This window comes from Aquimarina rhodophyticola (genome assembly GCF_042434915.1).
Lineage (GTDB): Bacteria > Bacteroidota > Bacteroidia > Flavobacteriales > Flavobacteriaceae > Aquimarina.
In genome coordinates this window covers 1,101,829-1,121,753 of record NZ_CP170198.1, presented here as the reverse complement: position 1 = coordinate 1,121,753, position 19,925 = coordinate 1,101,829, and the positions used below count along the sequence as shown (strand labels likewise).

Annotated in this window: 26 protein-coding genes; 3 read left to right on the top strand and 23 right to left on the bottom strand. The window is 34.2% G+C overall.

What is annotated here, in order from left to right:
• Window positions 1-20 precede the first annotated feature (20 nt).
• Both ACE939_RS04960 and ACE939_RS04955 read right to left on the bottom strand, forming a co-directional pair.
• Complete coding sequence (locus ACE939_RS04960) at window positions 21-500, bottom strand: hypothetical protein (RefSeq protein WP_378187705.1); 480 nt, start codon at window positions 498-500, stop codon at window positions 21-23.
• 78 nt (window positions 501-578) lie between these two features.
• Window positions 579-908 carry a YtxH domain-containing protein gene (locus ACE939_RS04955; protein WP_378187703.1) on the bottom strand — a complete coding sequence of 110 codons (330 nt, stop codon included), beginning with the start codon at window positions 906-908 and terminating at the stop codon, window positions 579-581.
• Window positions 909-1,799: 891 nt separating this feature from the next.
• Between ACE939_RS04955 and ACE939_RS04950 the strand changes: the two genes are divergently transcribed.
• The 3 genes from ACE939_RS04950 to ACE939_RS04940 all read left to right on the top strand — a co-directional run bounded on the left by ACE939_RS04950 (window position 1,800) and on the right by ACE939_RS04940 (window position 3,995).
• Complete coding sequence (locus ACE939_RS04950) at window positions 1,800-2,444, top strand: hypothetical protein (RefSeq protein WP_378187702.1); 645 nt, start codon at window positions 1,800-1,802, stop codon at window positions 2,442-2,444.
• A gap of 80 nt (window positions 2,445-2,524) precedes the next feature.
• Window positions 2,525-2,911 carry a hypothetical protein gene (locus ACE939_RS04945; RefSeq protein ID WP_378187701.1) on the top strand — a complete coding sequence of 129 codons (387 nt, stop codon included), beginning with the start codon at window positions 2,525-2,527 and terminating at the stop codon, window positions 2,909-2,911.
• A gap of 139 nt (window positions 2,912-3,050) precedes the next feature.
• Window positions 3,051-3,995, top strand: a complete 945-nt coding sequence (locus ACE939_RS04940; RefSeq protein ID WP_378187700.1) for a tRNA dihydrouridine synthase — start codon at window positions 3,051-3,053, stop codon at window positions 3,993-3,995.
• On the opposite strand, the gene ACE939_RS04935 is transcribed toward ACE939_RS04940, so the two are convergent.
• Genes ACE939_RS04935 through ACE939_RS04835 form a run of 21 tightly spaced genes read right to left on the bottom strand, consistent with a single transcriptional unit; the run spans window position 3,996 to window position 19,925 of the window.
• Entirely contained in the window at window positions 3,996-4,472 is a 477-nt protein-coding gene (locus tag ACE939_RS04935; protein WP_378187699.1) for a hypothetical protein, read from the bottom strand.
• Window positions 4,469-4,840 carry a 3-hydroxyacyl-ACP dehydratase gene (locus ACE939_RS04930; protein WP_378187698.1) on the bottom strand — a complete coding sequence of 124 codons (372 nt, stop codon included), beginning with the start codon at window positions 4,838-4,840 and terminating at the stop codon, window positions 4,469-4,471. Before ACE939_RS04930 ends, ACE939_RS04935 begins: the two co-directional genes overlap by 4 nt.
• Before the next feature lie 2 nt (window positions 4,841-4,842).
• Entirely contained in the window at window positions 4,843-5,463 is a 621-nt protein-coding gene (locus ACE939_RS04925) for a hypothetical protein (protein ID WP_378187697.1), read from the bottom strand.
• Window positions 5,444-6,070 carry an outer membrane lipoprotein carrier protein LolA gene (locus ACE939_RS04920; RefSeq protein ID WP_378187696.1) on the bottom strand — a complete coding sequence of 209 codons (627 nt, stop codon included), beginning with the start codon at window positions 6,068-6,070 and terminating at the stop codon, window positions 5,444-5,446. Before ACE939_RS04920 ends, ACE939_RS04925 begins: the two co-directional genes overlap by 20 nt.
• A complete protein-coding gene (locus ACE939_RS04915) occupies window positions 6,063-6,830 on the bottom strand; it encodes a polysaccharide deacetylase family protein (RefSeq protein WP_378187694.1) in 768 nt (255 codons plus the stop codon). Before ACE939_RS04915 ends, ACE939_RS04920 begins: the two co-directional genes overlap by 8 nt.
• Window positions 6,830-7,897, bottom strand: a complete 1,068-nt coding sequence (locus ACE939_RS04910) for a beta-ketoacyl synthase N-terminal-like domain-containing protein (RefSeq protein WP_378187692.1) — start codon at window positions 7,895-7,897, stop codon at window positions 6,830-6,832. The genes ACE939_RS04915 and ACE939_RS04910 overlap by 1 nt, the downstream gene beginning before the upstream one ends.
• Window positions 7,897-9,090, bottom strand: coding sequence for a beta-ketoacyl-[acyl-carrier-protein] synthase family protein (locus ACE939_RS04905; RefSeq protein ID WP_378187690.1), 1,194 nt, complete (start codon window positions 9,088-9,090; stop codon window positions 7,897-7,899). Before ACE939_RS04905 ends, ACE939_RS04910 begins: the two co-directional genes overlap by 1 nt.
• Window position 9,091: 1 nt before the next feature.
• Window positions 9,092-9,349 (bottom strand): phosphopantetheine-binding protein, encoded by a 258-nt coding sequence (locus ACE939_RS04900; RefSeq protein ID WP_378187689.1) that lies wholly within the window; start codon window positions 9,347-9,349, stop codon window positions 9,092-9,094.
• Window positions 9,350-9,351: 2 nt separating this feature from the next.
• Window positions 9,352-9,966 (bottom strand): 3-oxoacyl-ACP synthase, encoded by a 615-nt coding sequence (locus ACE939_RS04895; protein ID WP_378187688.1) that lies wholly within the window; start codon window positions 9,964-9,966, stop codon window positions 9,352-9,354.
• Window positions 9,963-11,105 (bottom strand): beta-ketoacyl synthase N-terminal-like domain-containing protein, encoded by a 1,143-nt coding sequence (locus ACE939_RS04890; RefSeq protein WP_378187685.1) that lies wholly within the window; start codon window positions 11,103-11,105, stop codon window positions 9,963-9,965. Before ACE939_RS04890 ends, ACE939_RS04895 begins: the two co-directional genes overlap by 4 nt.
• A gap of 31 nt (window positions 11,106-11,136) precedes the next feature.
• Window positions 11,137-11,586, bottom strand: a complete 450-nt coding sequence (locus ACE939_RS04885; RefSeq protein ID WP_378187683.1) for an acyl-CoA thioesterase — start codon at window positions 11,584-11,586, stop codon at window positions 11,137-11,139.
• Window positions 11,564-12,853, bottom strand: a complete 1,290-nt coding sequence (locus tag ACE939_RS04880; RefSeq protein ID WP_378187682.1) for an ABC transporter permease — start codon at window positions 12,851-12,853, stop codon at window positions 11,564-11,566. Before ACE939_RS04880 ends, ACE939_RS04885 begins: the two co-directional genes overlap by 23 nt.
• Window positions 12,846-13,601: an ABC transporter ATP-binding protein gene (locus ACE939_RS04875; protein WP_378187681.1), complete on the bottom strand. Its 756-nt coding sequence runs from the start codon at window positions 13,599-13,601 to the stop codon at window positions 12,846-12,848. Before ACE939_RS04875 ends, ACE939_RS04880 begins: the two co-directional genes overlap by 8 nt.
• A 1-nt stretch (window position 13,602) precedes the next feature.
• Window positions 13,603-14,607 (bottom strand): BtrH N-terminal domain-containing protein, encoded by a 1,005-nt coding sequence (locus ACE939_RS04870; RefSeq protein WP_378187679.1) that lies wholly within the window; start codon window positions 14,605-14,607, stop codon window positions 13,603-13,605.
• Window positions 14,604-15,005 carry a hypothetical protein gene (locus tag ACE939_RS04865; RefSeq protein WP_378187677.1) on the bottom strand — a complete coding sequence of 134 codons (402 nt, stop codon included), beginning with the start codon at window positions 15,003-15,005 and terminating at the stop codon, window positions 14,604-14,606. The genes ACE939_RS04870 and ACE939_RS04865 overlap by 4 nt, the downstream gene beginning before the upstream one ends.
• Before the next feature lie 10 nt (window positions 15,006-15,015).
• Window positions 15,016-15,465: a hypothetical protein gene (locus tag ACE939_RS04860; protein WP_378187676.1), complete on the bottom strand. Its 450-nt coding sequence runs from the start codon at window positions 15,463-15,465 to the stop codon at window positions 15,016-15,018.
• 8 nt (window positions 15,466-15,473) lie between these two features.
• Complete coding sequence (locus ACE939_RS04855) at window positions 15,474-16,607, bottom strand: beta-ketoacyl-ACP synthase III (protein ID WP_378187674.1); 1,134 nt, start codon at window positions 16,605-16,607, stop codon at window positions 15,474-15,476.
• 11 nt (window positions 16,608-16,618) lie between these two features.
• Entirely contained in the window at window positions 16,619-17,542 is a 924-nt protein-coding gene (locus ACE939_RS04850; RefSeq protein WP_378187673.1) for a dialkylrecorsinol condensing enzyme DarA, read from the bottom strand.
• On the bottom strand, window positions 17,542-18,435 hold the full coding sequence (locus ACE939_RS04845; RefSeq protein ID WP_378187671.1) for a lipid A biosynthesis acyltransferase: 894 nt from the start codon (window positions 18,433-18,435) through the stop codon (window positions 17,542-17,544). The genes ACE939_RS04850 and ACE939_RS04845 overlap by 1 nt, the downstream gene beginning before the upstream one ends.
• 2 nt (window positions 18,436-18,437) lie before the next feature.
• Complete coding sequence (locus tag ACE939_RS04840; RefSeq protein ID WP_378187670.1) at window positions 18,438-18,683, bottom strand: phosphopantetheine-binding protein; 246 nt, start codon at window positions 18,681-18,683, stop codon at window positions 18,438-18,440.
• A gap of 24 nt (window positions 18,684-18,707) precedes the next feature.
• Window positions 18,708-19,925, bottom strand: coding sequence for a beta-ketoacyl-[acyl-carrier-protein] synthase family protein (locus ACE939_RS04835; RefSeq protein ID WP_378187669.1), 1,218 nt, complete (start codon window positions 19,923-19,925; stop codon window positions 18,708-18,710).

Below are 19,925 nucleotides of genomic sequence, written 5' to 3'. Positions count from 1 at the left end.
GTAACACTATTATCTAACTATTAAAATGAGCTAACTGCTTTCTCAACTTTAAAAAAATCTTCGTCCTCTTTTTCAATAATATAATTCTTATCCTCTACAGAGTAATTAAACTCTCTTCCTTTAACTCTTATTAAAAAGCCATTCTCTGCAGGAAATATATTAAAATCGTTGTCTGCTTCTTTTATATACGATAATTCAATCACATTATCAAAGGCATCATTGGCATCGTCGTTTATAGAAATTACTTTGGTTACCATTTCTGGTGTCTCTACACGATCCTGATTAATTTTGTTCTTATCCTTTTCATCTAGCTTTACAACGCTAGTCTCCTTATTCTTAATCGTTACAACATACGGTGTCTTTTCTTTACCTTGATCAAGTTCATATGTTTTTTCAATAGTTTCTTTTGTCAATTCCATTCCTTGCTCCTGTGCACTAGCAATCGAAAATAAATTCAACGTTAAAGCAAAGGCAATTAATTTTACTGCACTAATATTCATAATTTTTTGGTTTTTATAGTTATATCTTGTTTTCGTATTAAGTAGTATCATTTTGTAGGACATCTGCCCTGTACTACATTAATTAGAAGATATAACTTCGTTACGCTTTTTCAACGTATCTAATTTCTTTTCGAGAGAAGTAATAACATCATCAGCCTTCACACTCATATTACTTACTAATCCATCTAATTCATTCTCAAATTCAGCTTTTTTAGAAGTAAAACGAGAATTGATCTCGGTAGAAAAAGCATTAGCCTTATCCATAATATCATCTTTGGTATCTACCGCTTTTTTTTGAATTTTTGTTCTCGTATTCTTTCCTTTATCTGGAGCAAATAAAATCCCGATTGCGGTTCCTACTGCTGCTGCTGATAATATTCCTAAAACTGTGTTGCTTCTGTTTGACATAGTATTTTATTTTTAAGTTAATAGTTTACTTTACATCGACTTGCTTTGATTGGTAAATCACTTATTTTCAGCAAATCAACAGTGTAAAGATACTATCAAACACCGTTCTCAAATAGGAGTTTAACGCTGTTTAACCCTTATTAATACTAGTTAACAGAAGTAAATGTTAAAATAGCTTTTTACTGTTAAGAACTTTAAGTATTAAGACGCTTTCGCGAAAGTAAAAGTCTATCTATATATAATAATCACTAACCAATTTTTGAACAGTATACACCAAAACCGTCAATATGCATTCTATAATAAGGTATAACACAAATATGTCTAATTGCTGAAACATCTTTATAAGCATTTCAATTAAAATCATTTGATAAAGCTGAAGAAATCGCACTATAATGTAAAGAAATATCAACTAGCGTAAAAAGAATGTATACTGCATCCTACAAAATAATTGGCGTTAGCACAGATATAAGGTCTCACACAACAGAAATATAAGCTTCATCTGCCGAAATTTCAGATTAAAGTGCCGAAATGTCATCTTTACGTACAGAAATATCATCTTGCAGTATAGAAATATCATCTTGAGGTGCCGAAATGTCATCTTTGGGTACGGAAATATAGTCTTCACCTGCCGAAATTTCAGATTGCAGTAATGAAATTTAGTCTCATGATCAAGAAATCAAAGTTTTAGCTGTACAATCTAAACTAATAGTATAGTACCTCTAATCTGTAAAGCCCTATCAGCTTTTTTTATTGGATTTCAATAATTTAGTAACATTAAATTTTAATTTTTTCTAATAAATTGCTACTTTGCTCCTGCTTAACGAGCAAACACCCACCCCACTTAGTTACGTTGTACGTACACTGTATTGTAACCAATTTATTTACATATATATGACTAAACAACAGATCAACAAGTTGGACATGTACCAAGCGGTACAAACTTATCTAGACACTAACACCCAAAAATGGAGTGGAATTCCAAAAATACTAGAATTTAAAAACGACCTAGATCAACTTCTTATTCGTTTGCATGAGGATAGTAAAAGTCAAGAAGGAGCAAAACTGTACTTAGGCAGTAGCAAAGCAGCACAAAAACGTGTCGTTGCCGATAAAGCAGATATCCTTAACGATATCCTCGAAGCCTATGCAACAATCGAGGATAAAAAAGATGTAAGACAAAAAGCTGCCAAATCATTTTCTGATCTCTATAAACTAAGAAATCAAGAATTTATATTGGTTATTAATGAAACCATACTTTTATTAGAGCAATACCTAGGTGAACTAGCCGATTACGGGGTTACTGCCGATCAAATTACAGATCTTAAAACAAGTTTTGATAAATTTTTGACACTGCACGGTCAACCACGCCAGTATCGAATTGAGAGCAAACAAGCAACCATGAGCTTATCAGAGCTATTTGATGAGTTAACAGAGTTGCTAACAAACAAATTAGATAAAATCTTAAAAAGTTTTAAACGTACAGACAGTAACTTTTATAATGGTTATGAAGCCGCCAGAATAATCGTAAATGTCTAATTGTAAAAAGCCGAATCTCCCCCGATTCGGCTTGTTTATTATAATTACAATACTAATTACATTATCTAAATTACCACAATATGCAAACCCTCACCAAAATCATAATGCTAGTTATCAAAGCAACACTAGCACTTTTTTTATGGGCATGTAATACTACCGAAGATCAACTAACGAATGATTGGAAAGTACGTAAAATCGAACGTATGATTTCCATTACCGCTGATAGCGAAGCTCCTATTGCTATTGATGTACATAAAAAAGCGGCATATAAGCTTGAATCTACCAAAATGGCACATATTATTACTCAAACGGGCTCAAAAATTTCGGGTTCATGGTTAGTAAAAGATTCGGTACTTATCATTAAAACCAAAGATGAGCTCAAACGTTTTACCATTGATACCCTGGCGGCCGATACATTAGTCTTAACCTCTAATCGATTTAGGTTTTATATGGGACTTGATAAATAAATAAGAACTTTATGTACCTTTTTAAATCGGTGGTTATAAATAATGATATCCATAGGATTGTACTGTTGGTATTCTAAATATGTAGCAAGTGCACCAACTAGTACGCACTTTACACTATATTTGCTGTTTATAAAAAATAATGGCTACTACCCTACTTTCTTCACCTTTGCAAGGCTTTACCGATTTTAGATTTCGCAATGCATTTCAAAAATATTTTGGAGGTATCGATACCTTTTATGCTCCTTACATTCGACTCAACGGTAAGTTAGTTATCAAATCCTCGTATCAACGAGATTTGCAACCCGATAATAACACTACATTAAAGGTTATACCACAAGTAATGACAAATGATGCCGATGAATTTTTATTTGTTATCAAATACATACAAGAACTCGGTTATAAAGAGCTTAATTGGAATTTGGGTTGCCCATATCCCATGGTTACCAAGCGAGGTATGGGTTCTGGATTGATCTGTGATCCTCAAAAAATAGATGCTATCCTACACAGAGCACATACCGAGACAGATGTAGTTATTTCAATGAAAATGCGGATGGGATATGAACATAGTCATGAGATTTTGGAGGCTTTTCCTGTTCTCGATAAATACCCACTTAAAAGCATAGCAATACACGCTAGAATCGGAAAACAACTCTATAAAGGTGGCGTAGATCTTGAAGCCTTTGCACGATGCATTGATGCTACAAAACACACGCTTTATTATAATGGCGATATAACATCGATAACAGGATTTAAAGCCATGCAAGAACGATTCCCTATGATCGATCATTGGATGATAGGACGCGGACTTATAGCAGATCCGTTTTTACCGCAAATGATCAAAAAAGATAGCACCGAATATCCCAAGGATCGTTTTGAAATTTTTAAGGCATTTCACGACACTATTTATGAACAGTACGATGCAGCCTTATCTGGTCCTACACCTATCAAAATGAAAATGCAGGGTTTTTGGGAATACTTTTCGCAAACATTCCCTAATCCTCAAAAAACATTTAAAAAAATTAAGAAAGCTGGGAATCCTAAGGCATATCAAAGCGCAGTTAATGACATACTAAGCAATAGGTAGCTAGTGTAAAAAAACTCCAGAGTTTTCTATAAACCCGGTAAGTAACTTTGCAAGCCCAGCATCGGTAACCTTGGATAAGTTATTTTTGATATATGCTTTATCCTCTTCAATACTGCCGCGATACCCTACGATCTTGGGTACATTAGATTGTATACTTAAACGTATCATACGTAGTTCGATATTGTTTGGATCCTGCTCGATAGCTTTCTCTATCAAATTTTTTCCCTTTGTAAAAAAAGTTAATTTATCTTTTATACTACCTGCGATAGAAGCTTTAAGAGCAAGTGCTGCCCCATGATATCCCAAATATACTGGTTTTGATGTAGGCATGGTCTCTAACGTTAAGTTATGAAAATTATCGATGGTCGCCTGATCTGTATCAATGGTACGATAAGCATCACGAATGGTCTTCAACTCATTGGGAACATGTACCGTAATTGTGAGGCACCATAAGCATATAAAAAGTTTTGTAATCATAAATATAATTTTTCAAAAGTAACGATCACTTTTAAAGCGATAGTATCACCGTACATAAATGTATTTTTGACTTTAATTTCTTCTTCGCTATCTGTAAATGAATTTGTAATAAGTAGGTCGGGATGCTTCTTGGGATTAATCACCGCCATAAATTTTACGTTTGATGCTTTTTTCATAAACAAAGGAACACCAACACGCTGTTCTGTTAATTCTTTAATAATCTGAAGCATGCAAACTCCAGGTGTAACAGGATTATCAGGAAAATGGCCTTTAAACAAATTACTCGCTGGGTTGAGACGTACCTTGGCTGTTTGCACAGAATCTACAATTGTAATCTCCTCTACCGTATATAAATCTGCTATAAGCATACTTAATTTTTAATAAGTTTTAAATCCATTGTCAAAGCAATATCGTGATGCTTAATTTTGATGGCAGTTGCCTTAGCATTTTCTGTGGTATTAAAATCTATAGAAAGCTGCTTGCCCAATAATCCACTACGTACAATTTGGGATAACCGTTCTTGATCACCTGTGTAAAAATAAAAATTCTTTTGACCACTCGACACCGTTTTAAGAACTTTTTCTACACCGTTTGTATAAGCCTTTTTAATTTCAGTTTTGGATTGTATAAGCGTAGTAAAATCCCTCATCAAAGTATTTATAATGATCCGTTTATCTAATGCAGCTATAACTGTGTGAACTTTTTGCTCCTCTCTGTTAAGCTCGAAATCAAAAAAAGTTGTACCAAATTGAGAAGTACACACAATACGATGTGTATCTTGGGCAACTTGTTTGATAATTAATAAACCACTCATTTCATTACCAAAAACTTTAATAGTAATCTTATATATATAATCAAAAGTTGGATCTATAAAATATGGGTTAACGAGCTCTCTATGCTCGATAGCGATTGGTAAATGCGTCGATTTGGGAACTACAGATTTACACTGCAAACATAAAATACCTACGAAGCTAATTAGTAAAAACCGCATTAGGAATAGGCTTATTAACGGATTGATTAGTAAACTTAATATCTGTATAGTCTTGTGAGGGCTCTATCAACTTTACCGCGCAAACCAACAATGTATTGGTATCAAAACTAAGTTCTATTTGTTTGAATAGTGATGATAAAGCTGTATCAACTGGTACAAGTTCTACCCGATACCGTGAACTACTTTTGTAAAACTTCATTTTAAATTCTGATGCGTTAAGCATATCACCACTTACACTTCTAGAGACTAGCGTATTTAATTTCTTAAAAACCTTACTCGAAGACAAGTTTACATCACTTTTCTTTCCCTCATCATTAATGTATAAGGTGTTATCTTTAAAAATAACACTATAACTATAAGGATTGTCGTAGGACCATTTGATAACATTTGGAGCGCTAAAATACAACGTCCCATCACTTACAATAGGATTTGATAAAAATTGAATATGCTTTGATTGAACAAAAGAATTAATAATCGATTTGGTCTGTAAGGCAGCCTCGTGAACCTGCTTTTTAAACTGAGAAATCTGGGTAGGAGACAACTCTTTTTCTTGGGCAACTACAGCTATCGAAATGAAGAAGAAAACAGTAGTAACAATGTTACGCATACGCAGGAATTTCAAATAGTTCATCAATCGTTACAGGTGTAAGGTTATTAGTTTTGATAAATAGCAATAACTGTTCCAAGACACCTACAGTTATTAATTTTGTATCGTGTAATAAAATTACGTCCCCAGATTTTAAATTTTTGGTTATTTTTTTGAGTATCACATTGGCTGATGGTATTGTCGTATCAAATGATCTTTTGTTCCAACCAATTACTTTATGCTGGGTATAATTAACAGCACGTGCTATTTGAGGATTGGTAACGCCATAGGGTGGTCTAAATAATAAGGGAATCTTACCAGTATATTTTTCAATAATCTGATCGGCCATTACAATTTCATCAATAAATCGTTGAGTTCCATACAAATCTATCCACTGCGCATGCGTTTGTGTATGATTTGCTATGATATGTCCTTGTTCTATAATTTTTTTTGCTATATCGGGATGTTTTTCTACTTGTTTTCCAATACAGAAAAAGGTAGCCCTTACATTAAATTTTTGCAAGATATCCAAAATGGCAAGGGTATTTGTATTGGGTCCGTCATCAAAAGTTATAGCCACAACACCAGTTGTATTCGTCTTATTAGCGGTCAAAGCAGTCAAAAAATAACCCGAACGAATATTAACCACTCCGTAGCCAGTAATGAGTAACCATCCTACAGCTACTACAAGAAGCATCCACCAAGAAGCCTTGTTATTATATAATGCTATAACAAGAAACATCGTAAAAACAGAGAATACTATATTGATAAATAACCGCATTAGCTTTTTTGTATCACTGCAAAGCTATGATTTTTACCTCGATATTGGTTGTATAGAAGTATGGTTTTAAAAGAAGTAGTACTCTTTTGATTTATTTTAAGAACGTTAGGCACGTATTGCTTATCAAAAATTCTACATCCTAACCAATAGGCAAATGAAGAAACAGTATGATGCTCACCAACAAGATGTTTATAGCCTATATGTTGTAGATCCTTCAAGACTCCCTTTTGTAAGGAATGGTAATATCCATCAAATTCACTATCTCCGTTATTACCTAAAATAACAGCATCAATATCTGATAGCGTTAAATCATTACGTTGCAATAACTGTTCGATCTGCTTTTCTACCTCATTGGATGTTGCTTGATTTAATGTTGTCACATCCAAGATTTGTGCAATATTCTTAGGAGATTTTTGGTTGGTTACCAACATAAAAGTAGCACCTTCACTAGCAATCGTTCCTGGTGTATCCGAAGAAAATAGATCTATAATAGGGAATGATTTTGCTTTAAGATGACCATCAAGTGTATGCAATCTAGAAGAATTTTTTGCGATTTCATCAATTCCTCCAACCAAAATATGTTGCTTCTCTTTTTCTAAAAGTTTTAAACGCGCATCCATCAAAGCGATCTCAAAAGAAGCCGCTGCTTGCACATAAGTAACGTTGTAAGCTTTACAATTTAATCCCAATGCTATTTGACCTCCTACCGTATTGTGAGTAGACTGTATAAATAATATTGGTGTAAGAAACTGCTCATCGTTATGTAAAATATTCTCAAGAAATTTTTCAGAATCTTGTTTACATCCCATTCCAGTACCTGTTATAATAGCATCTGGCATCGTAATACCCGCTTGTTCTAAAGCCATTTGCGAAGCTGTAACACCCATCTTTACAGATTTTGACATACGACGCATGGCTGCAGGTTTGATATATATTTTATACTCTGGATCAATAGCTTTAAAAATAAGCTCTGTATGCTCCACTATCTCTTCAAAAAAAGCATCGATAGCAGTGGTGTGCTGAGCAGAAATTCCTGCAATACCATTAATATAACATTTACCGCTCATTATTTTTTGAAAATTAAAGTTGAACAGTTACCTCCAAATCCAAAAGAATTTGATAATACCGTACGAATCGTTTGTGAACTAAGATTTGTATGCGGTACAATCGGACAACTCTCCATGGCTGTAGTAAAGTTAAGGTTCGGAAAAATCATACCTTCTCGCATGGATAGTATCGAAAACACCGCTTCGACAGAACCTGCTGCAGCCAATGTATGACCAGTATAAGCTTTGGTTGAACTGAAAGCAGGAAGCTGTTCGCCAAAAATACGGGTAAGCGCGATACCTTCTGATAAATCATTATTAGGTGTTGCAGTACCATGTGCATTTATATAATCTATCTCATTACTATCTAATTGTGCAACAGTTAATGCTTCTTTCATTGCTAAAAAAGCCCCTTCGCCATTTGAGGAAGACGCTGTTTGATGAAATGCATCATTTGTATTGGCCCATCCAGTAACCCTTGCTATTACCTCTTTATTTCCTTTAGACACCATGGCATCACTTTCTAAAACCAAATATGCTGCTGCCTCACCAAGGTTCAACCCTTTACGATTGTTATCAAATGGTGTACACACAGCATCCGATAAAATCATAAGGGTCCCAAAACCATTAATTGTAAATTTTGAAAGCGCATCTGTACCTCCTACAATAACGCGATCAAGTTGACCAGCTTCAATCATCCTGGCTCCCAACATAATAGCATTTGCAGCAGATGAGCACGCTGTACTTATAGTGGACACATAGCCTCTAATTCCCAAATATTTAGCTATTGATTGAGTAGTAAAACCTGCATGTTGCGCTTCGATATAGCGATGATAGGTTGATGTCTTGGTATAGTCCAAATAATATTTTTCGGTAGTATCCATACCGCCAACACTCGTACCCGATATAAAACCTGTTCTAGAAGTAATAGTATCAGAGATCCCGGCATTCCTCACCGCTTCTTTTGCCGCAATGGCACCTAACATAGCAGTTCTTGAGAAACTATTGGTTTTTTCAAGTTCCAAAAATTCGATAAGTTCATCATTGGTCTTTTTTATTTCACCAACCATAATCTCATCTCGCTTTCTGGTAGGAACGTGTTCAATTCTTGAAATACCACCAGCTTTTGAACGTAAGGCATTTAAATTTTCTTCTACAGTAGTACCAATAGAAGAAATTATTCCCATTCCCGTGATGGCTACGCCATTTTTCATATTATTTTGTACGGTTTTTGGAAATATAATCTGCCATTACCTGTATTGATTCAAAAATAGCTTTTCCTTCTTTAGGGTCTTTCAATTTGATACCATAATCCTTTTCTAGCAAAACAATAAGTTCTAGAGCGTCAATTGAATCTAAACCTAATCCCTCACCAAATAATGGATCATTATTATCAATATCACTTACCTCTATATCTTCTAGACTTAGTTGATCTATTATTTTTTCTTTTAATTCTAATTGTAAATCTGCCATGTTTAGGTATGATAAAATTTGTTTAATTGTTCTTCGGTTAAAATAGTATTTCCTTTTGAGGATATGATAGCCAAAAATACGTCATATTTATTAGTATCCAAATCGACCCATCCGCAAATTACATTGCTCGCTTTGTTCGTATCCAATAGTAATTTTGAATATTGTATTAAAAGTTTTGCATCAAAACGCTCTGAAACAAAAAAAGCATTTTCTCCTTTAAATTGATGACGAATACTTAATTCGCCCAAAATGATATTGGGTAAGGTATAAACAAAAACTGCTGGTGATGGAAAATAATTTTCTTTATCCTCTATACTTTGTTGATATACCCTATCTGTGGCTAAACTTGATGCACGATTGGATACTACCAACGCTGTTCTATCATCTAATTTTTCAGTAGTTCTTACTAAAGCTTCGGCGGCCAAAAACCCTAATTTGCATAATTCGTCCATTTTATAAAACTTAGGATATTTGATATCTAAGCTTTTATAAACAGCTTTAGTAAACTCTTTAATTGTTTTTTTTTCGTTATTTGAATAAACAACTTTATTATCAACTATAACCTTGGTATTCTTGATACTACAAAAGGAAGCTATGTAATACTCTTTTGTACTCATATAGCTGTTTTTTTAAGTATTAAAGCTACATTACAACCTCCAAAACCAGAAGCTGTTTTTAAAACATATTGCATGGGTATACTTTTATTCTCTTTAATAACATTAATATCATGAGAAACACCTAGGGTATCAAAACCTAATGAATATATCACTTGATTACTCAAAAGATGATGTTTTGCAACAATAGTTTCTAACAAAGCTGAAGCCCCAAGAGTATGACCGTAATAGCCTTTAAGACTATTTACAGGGACACCTTGTAGCCCACATCGATTAAATGCAATAGATTCCATCTCGTCATTAAAGGGAGTGGCTGTGCCGTGTGCAGAGATATAATCTATAGCTTGAGATGTAACTTTTGCCTCGGTAAGAGCACGTGTAATACTTAGAAATAAACCTTCTCCAGTTCTAGATGGTCCCGAAATATGATTCGCATCGTTGGCAATTGCATCACCCACTACTTCGATCTTTTCTTTTTTAGTAACAGCTGTTACCGAACTACTAATCCACGCCGCAGCTGCGGCCTCTCCAAGGCTAATACCACTCCTGTTCTTACTAAACGGTTTACATGGTTTATCACTTACTGCTTGAAACGAGAAAAATCCAGATAAAGTAAATTCTGACAGTAAATCACCTCCAACTACTATGACATCATCATAATGACCTGCTTGAATCATTCTTTTGGCAATTGCTATTGCCAATCCGCCAGATATACATGCGTTTGATATAATTTGTGGTAAGGTAGTTAAATCGTAAAATTTTTGTATGGCATTAGAGAGTGAACTTAAATAAGCTTTTTCTGTGTTCTCTCCTTTTAGTTGATCAATATTACCTTTGGTGGTAGAGATTAGTACACCACAGGTATTCAAATCAAGTTGTGGATTCTTATCTAAAATACGTTGTATTGCCAGAACCATCATTTTTTCTAATTTGGTATACGAAGTAACCTGAGAGATTGCGTTCCATGCTTGATTTAATTTATTGGTATCAATGCGTCCACCACAAAATTTGCTAGAATGAATTGTTGTATCATCTATTTCGTGAATACCTGTAGTATTGCTTTTTAGATTTTTCAGGTTTTCTTTTACAGAAAAACCTAAAGGGGAAATAATACTATCATCAACTATGTATACCGATTTCATTGTATCTTACTTTATTTTTTATCAGATCCACTCAATCTACTAATCCTACTTTACGTTTCCAATCCATAAAAAAATCGGGAATAGTTAATGACATTACACCATTCATATCAAGAAATACCTGTGTTGTCTCACCACTACATACGAGCTCTTCACGTTGATTATATACATTGTATTTAAAAATCATTTTGGCAGCTGGACTATCCACAAAAATAGTTTCAATCGTAGCAATGTCTCCATAGGTAAGAGGCAGCTTATGATCACAATTAAAATTAACAATCGGCGTTACAAAATTGTTGGATTTAACGTCCAAATATGAAATGTTCTCACTTCTACCAAATGCCTCTCTACCTTCCTCAAAATACGTAACATAAATTCCATGCCATACAATGTTCAAAGGATCACAATCGTTAAAACGAACCCGAACTTGATGTATGTTTTTGAGATTAGTAACGCGTTCTTTAGACCGATTTTTTCTTTTCATAATAAAAAATAGCAATTGCGATAGTACTAATAAAAAAACCAATTAGCAAACCTAGTTCTGGTAGAATTTGAAAAAAGTCACCTTTTCTTAAAAAACAGTCATAAAATGCTTCGAGTCCCCAATTCATTGGAGATATTTTTGCCATAAGTTGCATTGCATCTGGCATAGCAAATACAGGAACCCATACACCTCCTATAGCTGCTAATATAACGACTAGCACTGCTCCAAAGGGCGCGGCCTGTTCGTGACTATTAAATAAAGTACCTAAAAGAATTCCTAAGCCGATAGCTGCCAATCCTGCCGCAAAAGCGACCATATAAAGTAATAGAATATTAGTACCTATCTCTAGCTCTGGTAGCCTCATATAAGGGAAAATAAAAACCCCAAGTAACAAGATCATACTAAACTGTAAAAGGCTTACTATTATATATACAACTGCTTTACCTGCAATTATAGTATGATAAGAAATTGGTGTTGTACGCAAGCGTACGAATGTTCCCTCCCCTTTTTCATGAACCAAATTAAGTGAAATAGGTAAAATCATAAAAAATATCGCAAACAGAGTCCATGCTGGGATATTATGTTGTACAGAATTTGGTAATTCTATCGTTCCTTTTAATGAAGGATTAATTTGCTGATAAGCAACGAAGCTATCTCGTTTAAAAGATCCAATGCTATGTTTTAATCCCAATGCATCTTCAAAAGCAGTGTAAATAGTTTTGGTCTCTAGGGTCGCAATAAGTTTATCTATCGAAAACATCACAGAACTGCGAAAGGTTTCTTGAGTAATGGGATCAAAATAAATACGAACTGTTTTTTTTGAAAGTTTGCTCGGAACTTCGATTGAGTTTTCTAAAGTTTTATCCCCCTGAACTTCGGCAAGGATTTTATCAATATTTTTCTCAATCTGAAGATTCAGGTCTTTACTTAAACCTTCTGGAATAACGATTGCTAACTGGTAATCTCCTGAGGCAACTAATGCTTCTGCCTGAGACTCTGTAAGTATCTTATTGTTTAACGTTGTAATAGGGTTTAAAAAGGGTAAACTATCAAAACGCATATTAATTTCGGCAGAGAGTTCTCCCTTGTCATGATCTACTAATAAAATATCCATCGTACTCCCAGACACAGATTTAAAGGTAGCATCTTGAATTAAGGTTATGGTTATCACCAAAACTATAGGCATTACGAACAGAATAATCAATCCGCCTGGATCTCTACCTAATAAAAGTAGTTCTTTGTATATCGAGGCTGCAAGTTTACGCATAATCTCTAAGTTCTTTTCCTGTTAAGGTTATAAAGACATCCTCTAGGTTTCTAGCTTCGTGTGTAGATGCTATTAAGTTTGTTGGTGTATTATCTGCAATAATCTTACCCATATCAATAATACCAACACGGGTACATAACTCTTGTGCTTCCCTAAGATGATGAGAAGTGTATATTATAGTAGTTCCATCAGCATTAAGTGACTTTAATTGTTGCGTGATTACCTGTTTGGATTGAACGTCTACTCCAACTGTAGGCTCATCCAAAAAGAGTAATTTAGGATTATGTAAAATTCCAGCGATTAGGTTTATTCTTCTTTTCATTCCTCCAGAAAAGGTTTTCACTTTTTTATTAGCAAAAGCCATCAAGCCCATCGTTTCTAATTGAGATTCTATACGCAGCTTTAAATCATTCTTTGAAAGCCCATACATACTTCCAAAATACCATAAATTTTCTTTTGCTGTAAGCGAAGGATACAAGGCGTATTCTTGTGGTACAACTCCTATAAAACTTTTAAAGGATTTGGTATGCACACTAAGTGGGGTGCCGTTAATAGATATCGTCCCAGAGGAAGGGGTTAACAAACCACAGACTATTGATAACAAAGTTGTTTTACCTGCTCCATTAGGCCCCAATAAACCGAATATTTCGTTTTTATAGATTTCTAAATTAATAGTATCTAGTGATTTAAAATCCGCTCCCTGGTAATATTTTGTTACCTCTTTTATATGTACGATTGGTGTTCCCATTTTACAGTGTACTAACCACTTTTTTTAATTCTTTATAGATAGTTTTCTCTCTAAAAGCAATACTCTCAAGTTTGTCTGCTATTTTATTATACGCATCTGTTTCTTTACTTCTATTTTTATATAATCTTGAAGCATCGATGGCAAAATCACGCCATAAATCTCCAATATTGGTCATTTCGCTAGAAAGTTCATTGAGCTTTGGTAGCTTAAGTACCTCAGACGCTTCTTGTAAAAATGCAGCATAAATGAAACGAAATCCGCCACCGCCAGTACCTATTTCTTCCTGCATTCGAACTAGTTGTCCCAAATAATGATTGGTCTTTTTTACACCAATTTTATTAGGCCATTTTCTAATTTGTTTTGACACATAAAGAATCCCATTCACACCAACTATTGGAACTGGTGCCAACATATGTTTACAGGTTTGTTTAATACCCTTGATAATTGCTTTTTCTAATCTAAATTCTTTTGGAAGTTGAGTTGGATAGTAAATATGCCCTTTGGGAGCAAATGCTCCTTTTGCAAAACGTACTTTTTCCAATTCTATCGAAGATAAAGAAGTTACTTCTGGCATAACGGGATCACTTATAAAATAGGTATCTTCCTCTTTACCATAAACTACCAAATTGTGAGCATTAAAGTGGAATCGATACTCTACAGGAAAATACGTGAGATTATAGACTCCGACCTGCAAACCTACTGGATTATTTTGGGCTAACTCACTATCTAGTGCTTGTTGTGCTTTCCGTTTTGATTTAAATTTAATTCTTTTAATTTTAAAACCTAAACGTTTACTAACTCTCGAAAAAATAAAACCTGGAACTGGTCTAAAACTAAACGCTGGCGCAAAATTTACCTTTACAAATGGTAAGTAAATAAAGAATGCTCCAGACCCTATACCAAAAACCATAGGCTCACTTAACTTTAAGCCTTTATGAAGCAGTAAATTAGACACGACACCATTTTCACAATGTGCAGATTGATTATGCTTAAAATCTATTCTCAAAATTTAGGTTTTTTTAATTCGGAAACAGAAATTTCAAAAATTTCTGCATATTTTTTGAGGGTACTTTTTTTAAGTCTTGCAAATACTTTAGGTCGCAAATGTCTTTTTACCTTAAACTTCCAAAACCCTACATAACTAGCTAGGATAGTAACATCCATTTTATGTAACTCCATATAGTAGGCTATTGGACTTACCTCTCCCTGCTGTAAAGCCTGTTTGGTTTCGTATAAACGTTCTTCGATAAGGTGTAACGATTCGTTAAGCACTGTGTTTTTGGCTTCCCAACCAGAGCTTAATGCTTTATTATAGTTACCCTGTTCATCAACGGCATATACAACTTCTTTAATATTCGCTTTGGACAAGCAACTTTTATCCTGTGGTACTTCATCCTTTTTCATGTTATATAATTTATTGATCAACAATAATTGTTTTCATCTCTGATGACGCTAACAACTCATTATCCTCGTCATGCACTTCTATTGTAACTAATGTCACTTGCATAATCTCTGCAACAATTTTTACGGTAGTAATGATACTATCGCCGATTCTAGGTAGTTTGTAAATTGTAGCATGCTTGATAGATCCTATAAAGCCCGTTTTTGGTTTCTCATCCTTACCCTTGTTTAAGTATCCTCTATACCCTCTATGCAGTGCTATCGATTGAGCCATGTTTTCGACCAATCCGCCTTCGGTGAAATGAGAAGCATTACACAAAATATTATCAGATTTAATTGTAAGACCTGAGACTACAGCGTTATCGGCATAGCTTAACATTTTATCAATCATAACAAAAGGATCCTTTTGTGGAATTAACTTTTTAATTAATTCGAGATCAGCACTATGATTTGTTTTGGTCATGTTATCCATTAGCAAACGGTCAATAAACTATAAAAGTACGAAAAACGTCCGCTTTCTGGCACTGCTACAAGTAAGCGGTCTCCCTTAATTAGCTTGCCTGAGTTAACTAATGCATCTATAATTAAATAAATAGAGGCAGAACCAATATTACCAACATCTGCTAAGTTTGTAAACCATTTATCCTTAGGTATAAAAATACCTGCATCTTTCATTGCATCTTGTAATCTATCACCAAAATAAAAAGAAGAAATATGAGGAAGGAAATAATCAATTGTAGCCACGTCGATCTCTTTCTTTTTTAAAACATCTTTGAGACTTTCAACTCCTTTTTTGGACACAAACTCATCTAGAATTTTAACATCCTGTTTTAAAGAAAATATAGACTCTTTAAGCCAATTTTCTGGTTTATACTCACTCCAAGGTTTAAGAGATCCATCTTCCGCTTTATCTCCGCCAGCATACATGCAAGCTTCTAATTCATTTGCATAAGAGTATGCATGCATCCATTCTATTCTTAGAGGTGTTTCTCCTTTTGGCTCATTTTCTAGTAAGAAAGCGCCTGCGCCATCAGACAGCATCCAACGTAAAAAATCCTTTTTAAATCCTACTACGGGTTGCTCCTCTAACTTTTTTAAATTTTCTACCTCCTTATCAAATTTATGTCCTTGCATCCAAGTAGAAACACGTTCGGAACCTGTACAAATCGCATTATTCTTATCTTCTGCTTTAATTGCCAAATAACCATATTTGAGTGCACTCATACCTGAGCAACAGACGCCAGATGCAGTATTTAATTCTATCGTTTTTACATCCAACAAACCATGAACCATAGAGGCATGTGCAGGTAATAAATTATCGGGAGTGGATGTACCACAGGATAAAAGTTCGACTGATTTGGGTGTTTTTGTGTCGTTAAGTATACTTTGAATAGCAGCAGCAGTTAGGTCGGCATTATTATGAGTACTGTTCCCGTTTTTGTCCAATGCATAGTACCGGGTAATAATCCCATTATTCCTTAAGACTATTCTTCTTGCTCTAGAGGTTTTTCCATCAACATATCCCAATTTGGACTCCATCTGATCATTCGTTACTGGTTCATTGGGTAAAAAATGCGATGTTTTTGTTATGTATACTTCTTTCATAAATTGTATTACTACCTTAACATTACCGATTGATAATATACTTTATCTCTCTTTATTTTACCATATAGAGGTAAATAAGTCAGTAAAAATATAATAAAAACAATAGGTACTACTATCCATATAGCAAATAACAGATAATAGTTAAAAAATTTAAGTAAGCGAGCTCTACGTTTATCAGATTTTTGACCCGCTTTATATATAATTTTTGACCATTTATTAAAAACCCTATTGCCTCCTTGATCAGAACGAATTAAAAATGGTTTAATAAGTACACCGCCAGCAGTAACAATCTGTTTTTGTAAAGTCTCAAGTTCTTTTGACTCGAGATGAGTTTTAATAATTTCACCAAACTTATCTGCAGAATTAATATCCTCGTCAGAAACTCCAGGTTTAGGAAAAACACCTAAATATCTAGTCTTTTTGCCTCCCATCATCCAGTGCACAATAGTTATAACACTTATATGATTAATATGTCTGTCTACAAAAGCAATATTACCAACCAATTTGGCATTGGCGTCAACCAAGAGTTTTTTTATTTTTTCTTGAGCCATAATCCACATATTACGCGAAGCATTGACGGTAACCACTGGAGTATTTTGCAATAATGTGTTAGCGTCTTCACTTTTTAAAAATGAATTTATTGGTAAAGATGGCGAAAGATACCAAACGGTATATCCCAAAATTACCAAATCAAAATTCCCATTTTTAATATGATCTGGTAGTGGTTTAATGGGTACAGATTTTTGTAAAAATGTTTCAGGAAATACTTGAAAAAAATCTTTCTTTTTCCACGGAAAATTAAACGGTTCAATGGGTTCTATGGGTTGAATAACTACATTAGTATGCGCACTTTCCATGAGTGGTTTAGCTATATTGCGCAAGACGTCATAGAGCTGACCGCTTTGACTATAATATAATATTAAAACATTTTTCATTATTTAGTAGTTATATCATTCCAATAATCATAAAAATTAAACCATTGAAGCGGATATTTGTTTATCATAATTTCTAAATTACGCACATATTCTTTTAAAACATGTCGAGGTCGAACAGGGGTGTCCTTAAAAATAGGTGCTCTGGCATATAAATTATAATTTTTACCCTTCCCCTTCATGATATACATAAAAAGAATAGGGATTTTTTTTCTTGCTGCTAGCTTAAAAGGTCCAGCAGGAAATTTGACTGTTTTTCCCAATAAATCTTCATCTAAAAACTGCACGCCTTCTACATACCGGTCAGAAGCAAAAATAATAACCTCTTTATTTGATAACGCATCATTCATTTTAAAGATATGCGACATGTCGGGTTTAATAACAATAAAATTCATTTTAGTATCCTCTGATACTGCTCCAACGTATTGTTTTATCTGCTCATTTTCCTGATCAGTGACAAGTAAATTGATCATAGTTCCTCGCAAATTAAAATCGTCGAAGAAATAACGCGCTATATTAAAACTCCCTATATGTGCACTAAAAATAACACCTCCTCTACCTTCTTTCAATAAATTTTGCATACGTTCTCGACCATCATGATTGAAAACAAATTTTTTGCGTAAACCGAAAGAAATAGCAGTACGATCAATTAAGGTCTGTCCAAAGACAAAATAGTTTTGATAGACACTTAGTATAGATTTGAATCGTGAAAAATTTAAGCGTTTTTTAAAATAATAATAATTTGCTCGTGTAGTATCGTATGAAAAGAAAACATAATATAATGCTACAAAAACAAGTACAGAATAAGCAGTTTTGAGACCTCCATATTTAATTAAAGTTATAAAAATTTTATAACCCAAAGGTGTACCTTTTGCCTTACCCTGCCATTGTGCCATAATTAAGCGTTGACTTTTCTTTCTATCAAATTATAGAAATCTTGAAAACTCTCTACACCTACAAAATCTTCACCCACTAACTTTACACCAAAAGTGGCTTCTATAGCAACTACTAAATCTACATAATCAAGACTATCAAGATCTAATGTTTCTTTCAAATTTGCTTCTGATGAAATCTCATCGGATGAAACTTCAAATTCTTCAATTAAAAATGCATCTACCTTTTCAACAATAATACTCGTTTCCATCATCCTTAGTATTTTTTTCCTATCCTAAACTTTTTTAATAACAATTGCCGAATTTGTTCCCCCAAATCCAAATGAATTCGACAAAAATACATTTATTTCTTTATTTATAGTTTTGTTTGTAAGATTTAACTTAGACGAATCTTCATCTGGTTGTTTCAAATTTATATTAGGCGCGATAAACGAATTATTCATCATTATCAATGAATATACAATTTCACTAGCACCTGCCATCCAACATTCATGTCCAGTCATAGATTTTGTAGAGCTCACATAGGGTTTTGATTCGCCAAACACTTCATTAATAGCCTTAGCCTCATTTGCATCACCAATAGGTGTTGAAGTCGCATGAGCATTTACGTAGTCTACAGCACTAGGATCTATATTTGCTTGTTCAACAGCTCTTTTCATCGCTCTAGCTGGCCCTTCTTGATTAGGAGTAGAAATATGATCTCCATTAGACGAAAAACCGTAACCCACAATTTCACCCAAAATAGTTGCCCCTCGAGCTATAGCACTTTCATAACTTTCTAAAAATAACGAGGCTCCACCACCACTAGGAACCAGACCATCACGATCTATGTCAAATGGTCTTGATGCTTGTTGAGGATTATCTTCATTTACCGAGAAAACACCCAATCCATCAAAACTACCAAAAGCATATTCATTAATCTCTTGTGCGCCGCCACAAATCACATAATCTTGAAGACCTTGTTTTATAAGTAAATAGCCCATTCCTATAGAATGAGAACCACTTGCACAAGCGGCACTGATAGTGAAATTTATACCTTTTAACTTGAACACTGTAGATAAGTTCATTGTCACGGTAGAATTCATCGATTTAAAAACACCTCCAGACCCTACAAGCGTAGTGTCTTTTTTAACGCGAATCTTATCGATAGCCTCCATAACAGACTCTGCAGTACTATCATTACCGAACAAAATACCTATTTCTTTAGAGTCCAAAAAATCTTGATCTATACCTGCTTGTTCAAAAGCCTGTTTAGTAGCTATGTATGCATACTCTGATTCTGATCCAAAACTTATTCGCTGTCTTCGACTTAATTCTTTTTTTAAATCTGGCTTGGGTACTGTACCAGTTAATGCTGAGCGGTAACCAAAATCTTTGCGAGCTTGATCATACACAATACCTGATTTACCTTGGTATAGAGATTCTTTTACTTCGTTGATATTAGTACCAATACATGAATAAATACCCATTCCTGTGATTACAACTCTCCGCAT

Bases quoted from the DNA above. Each gene is read 5' to 3' on its own strand.
- ACE939_RS04960 (WP_378187705.1), bottom strand. From the start codon at position 500: ATGAATATTAGTGCAGTAAAATTAATTGCCTTTGCTTTAACGTTGAAT.
- ACE939_RS04955 (WP_378187703.1), bottom strand. From the start codon at position 908: ATGTCAAACAGAAGCAACACAGTTTTAGGAATATTATCAGCAGCAGCA.
- ACE939_RS04950 (WP_378187702.1), top strand. From the start codon at position 1,800: ATGACTAAACAACAGATCAACAAGTTGGACATGTACCAAGCGGTACAA.
- ACE939_RS04945 (WP_378187701.1), top strand. From the start codon at position 2,525: ATGCAAACCCTCACCAAAATCATAATGCTAGTTATCAAAGCAACACTA.
- ACE939_RS04940 (WP_378187700.1), top strand. From the start codon at position 3,051: ATGGCTACTACCCTACTTTCTTCACCTTTGCAAGGCTTTACCGATTTT.
- ACE939_RS04935 (WP_378187699.1), bottom strand. From the start codon at position 4,472: ATGATTACAAAACTTTTTATATGCTTATGGTGCCTCACAATTACGGTA.
- ACE939_RS04930 (WP_378187698.1), bottom strand. From the start codon at position 4,840: ATGCTTATAGCAGATTTATATACGGTAGAGGAGATTACAATTGTAGAT.
- ACE939_RS04925 (WP_378187697.1), bottom strand. From the start codon at position 5,463: ATGCGGTTTTTACTAATTAGCTTCGTAGGTATTTTATGTTTGCAGTGT.
- ACE939_RS04920 (WP_378187696.1), bottom strand. From the start codon at position 6,070: ATGCGTAACATTGTTACTACTGTTTTCTTCTTCATTTCGATAGCTGTA.
- ACE939_RS04915 (WP_378187694.1), bottom strand. From the start codon at position 6,830: ATGCGGTTATTTATCAATATAGTATTCTCTGTTTTTACGATGTTTCTT.
- ACE939_RS04910 (WP_378187692.1), bottom strand. From the start codon at position 7,897: ATGAGCGGTAAATGTTATATTAATGGTATTGCAGGAATTTCTGCTCAG.
- ACE939_RS04905 (WP_378187690.1), bottom strand. From the start codon at position 9,090: ATGAAAAATGGCGTAGCCATCACGGGAATGGGAATAATTTCTTCTATT.
- ACE939_RS04900 (WP_378187689.1), bottom strand. From the start codon at position 9,349: ATGGCAGATTTACAATTAGAATTAAAAGAAAAAATAATAGATCAACTA.
- ACE939_RS04895 (WP_378187688.1), bottom strand. From the start codon at position 9,966: ATGAGTACAAAAGAGTATTACATAGCTTCCTTTTGTAGTATCAAGAAT.
- ACE939_RS04890 (WP_378187685.1), bottom strand. From the start codon at position 11,105: ATGAAATCGGTATACATAGTTGATGATAGTATTATTTCCCCTTTAGGT.
- ACE939_RS04885 (WP_378187683.1), bottom strand. From the start codon at position 11,586: ATGAAAAGAAAAAATCGGTCTAAAGAACGCGTTACTAATCTCAAAAAC.
- ACE939_RS04880 (WP_378187682.1), bottom strand. From the start codon at position 12,853: ATGCGTAAACTTGCAGCCTCGATATACAAAGAACTACTTTTATTAGGT.
- ACE939_RS04875 (WP_378187681.1), bottom strand. From the start codon at position 13,601: ATGGGAACACCAATCGTACATATAAAAGAGGTAACAAAATATTACCAG.
- ACE939_RS04865 (WP_378187677.1), bottom strand. From the start codon at position 15,005: ATGAAAAAGGATGAAGTACCACAGGATAAAAGTTGCTTGTCCAAAGCG.
- ACE939_RS04860 (WP_378187676.1), bottom strand. From the start codon at position 15,465: ATGACCAAAACAAATCATAGTGCTGATCTCGAATTAATTAAAAAGTTA.
- ACE939_RS04855 (WP_378187674.1), bottom strand. From the start codon at position 16,607: ATGAAAGAAGTATACATAACAAAAACATCGCATTTTTTACCCAATGAA.
- ACE939_RS04850 (WP_378187673.1), bottom strand. From the start codon at position 17,542: ATGAAAAATGTTTTAATATTATATTATAGTCAAAGCGGTCAGCTCTAT.
- ACE939_RS04845 (WP_378187671.1), bottom strand. From the start codon at position 18,435: ATGGCACAATGGCAGGGTAAGGCAAAAGGTACACCTTTGGGTTATAAA.
- ACE939_RS04840 (WP_378187670.1), bottom strand. From the start codon at position 18,683: ATGGAAACGAGTATTATTGTTGAAAAGGTAGATGCATTTTTAATTGAA.
- ACE939_RS04835 (WP_378187669.1), bottom strand. From the start codon at position 19,925: ATGCGGAGAGTTGTAATCACAGGAATGGGTATTTATTCATGTATTGGT.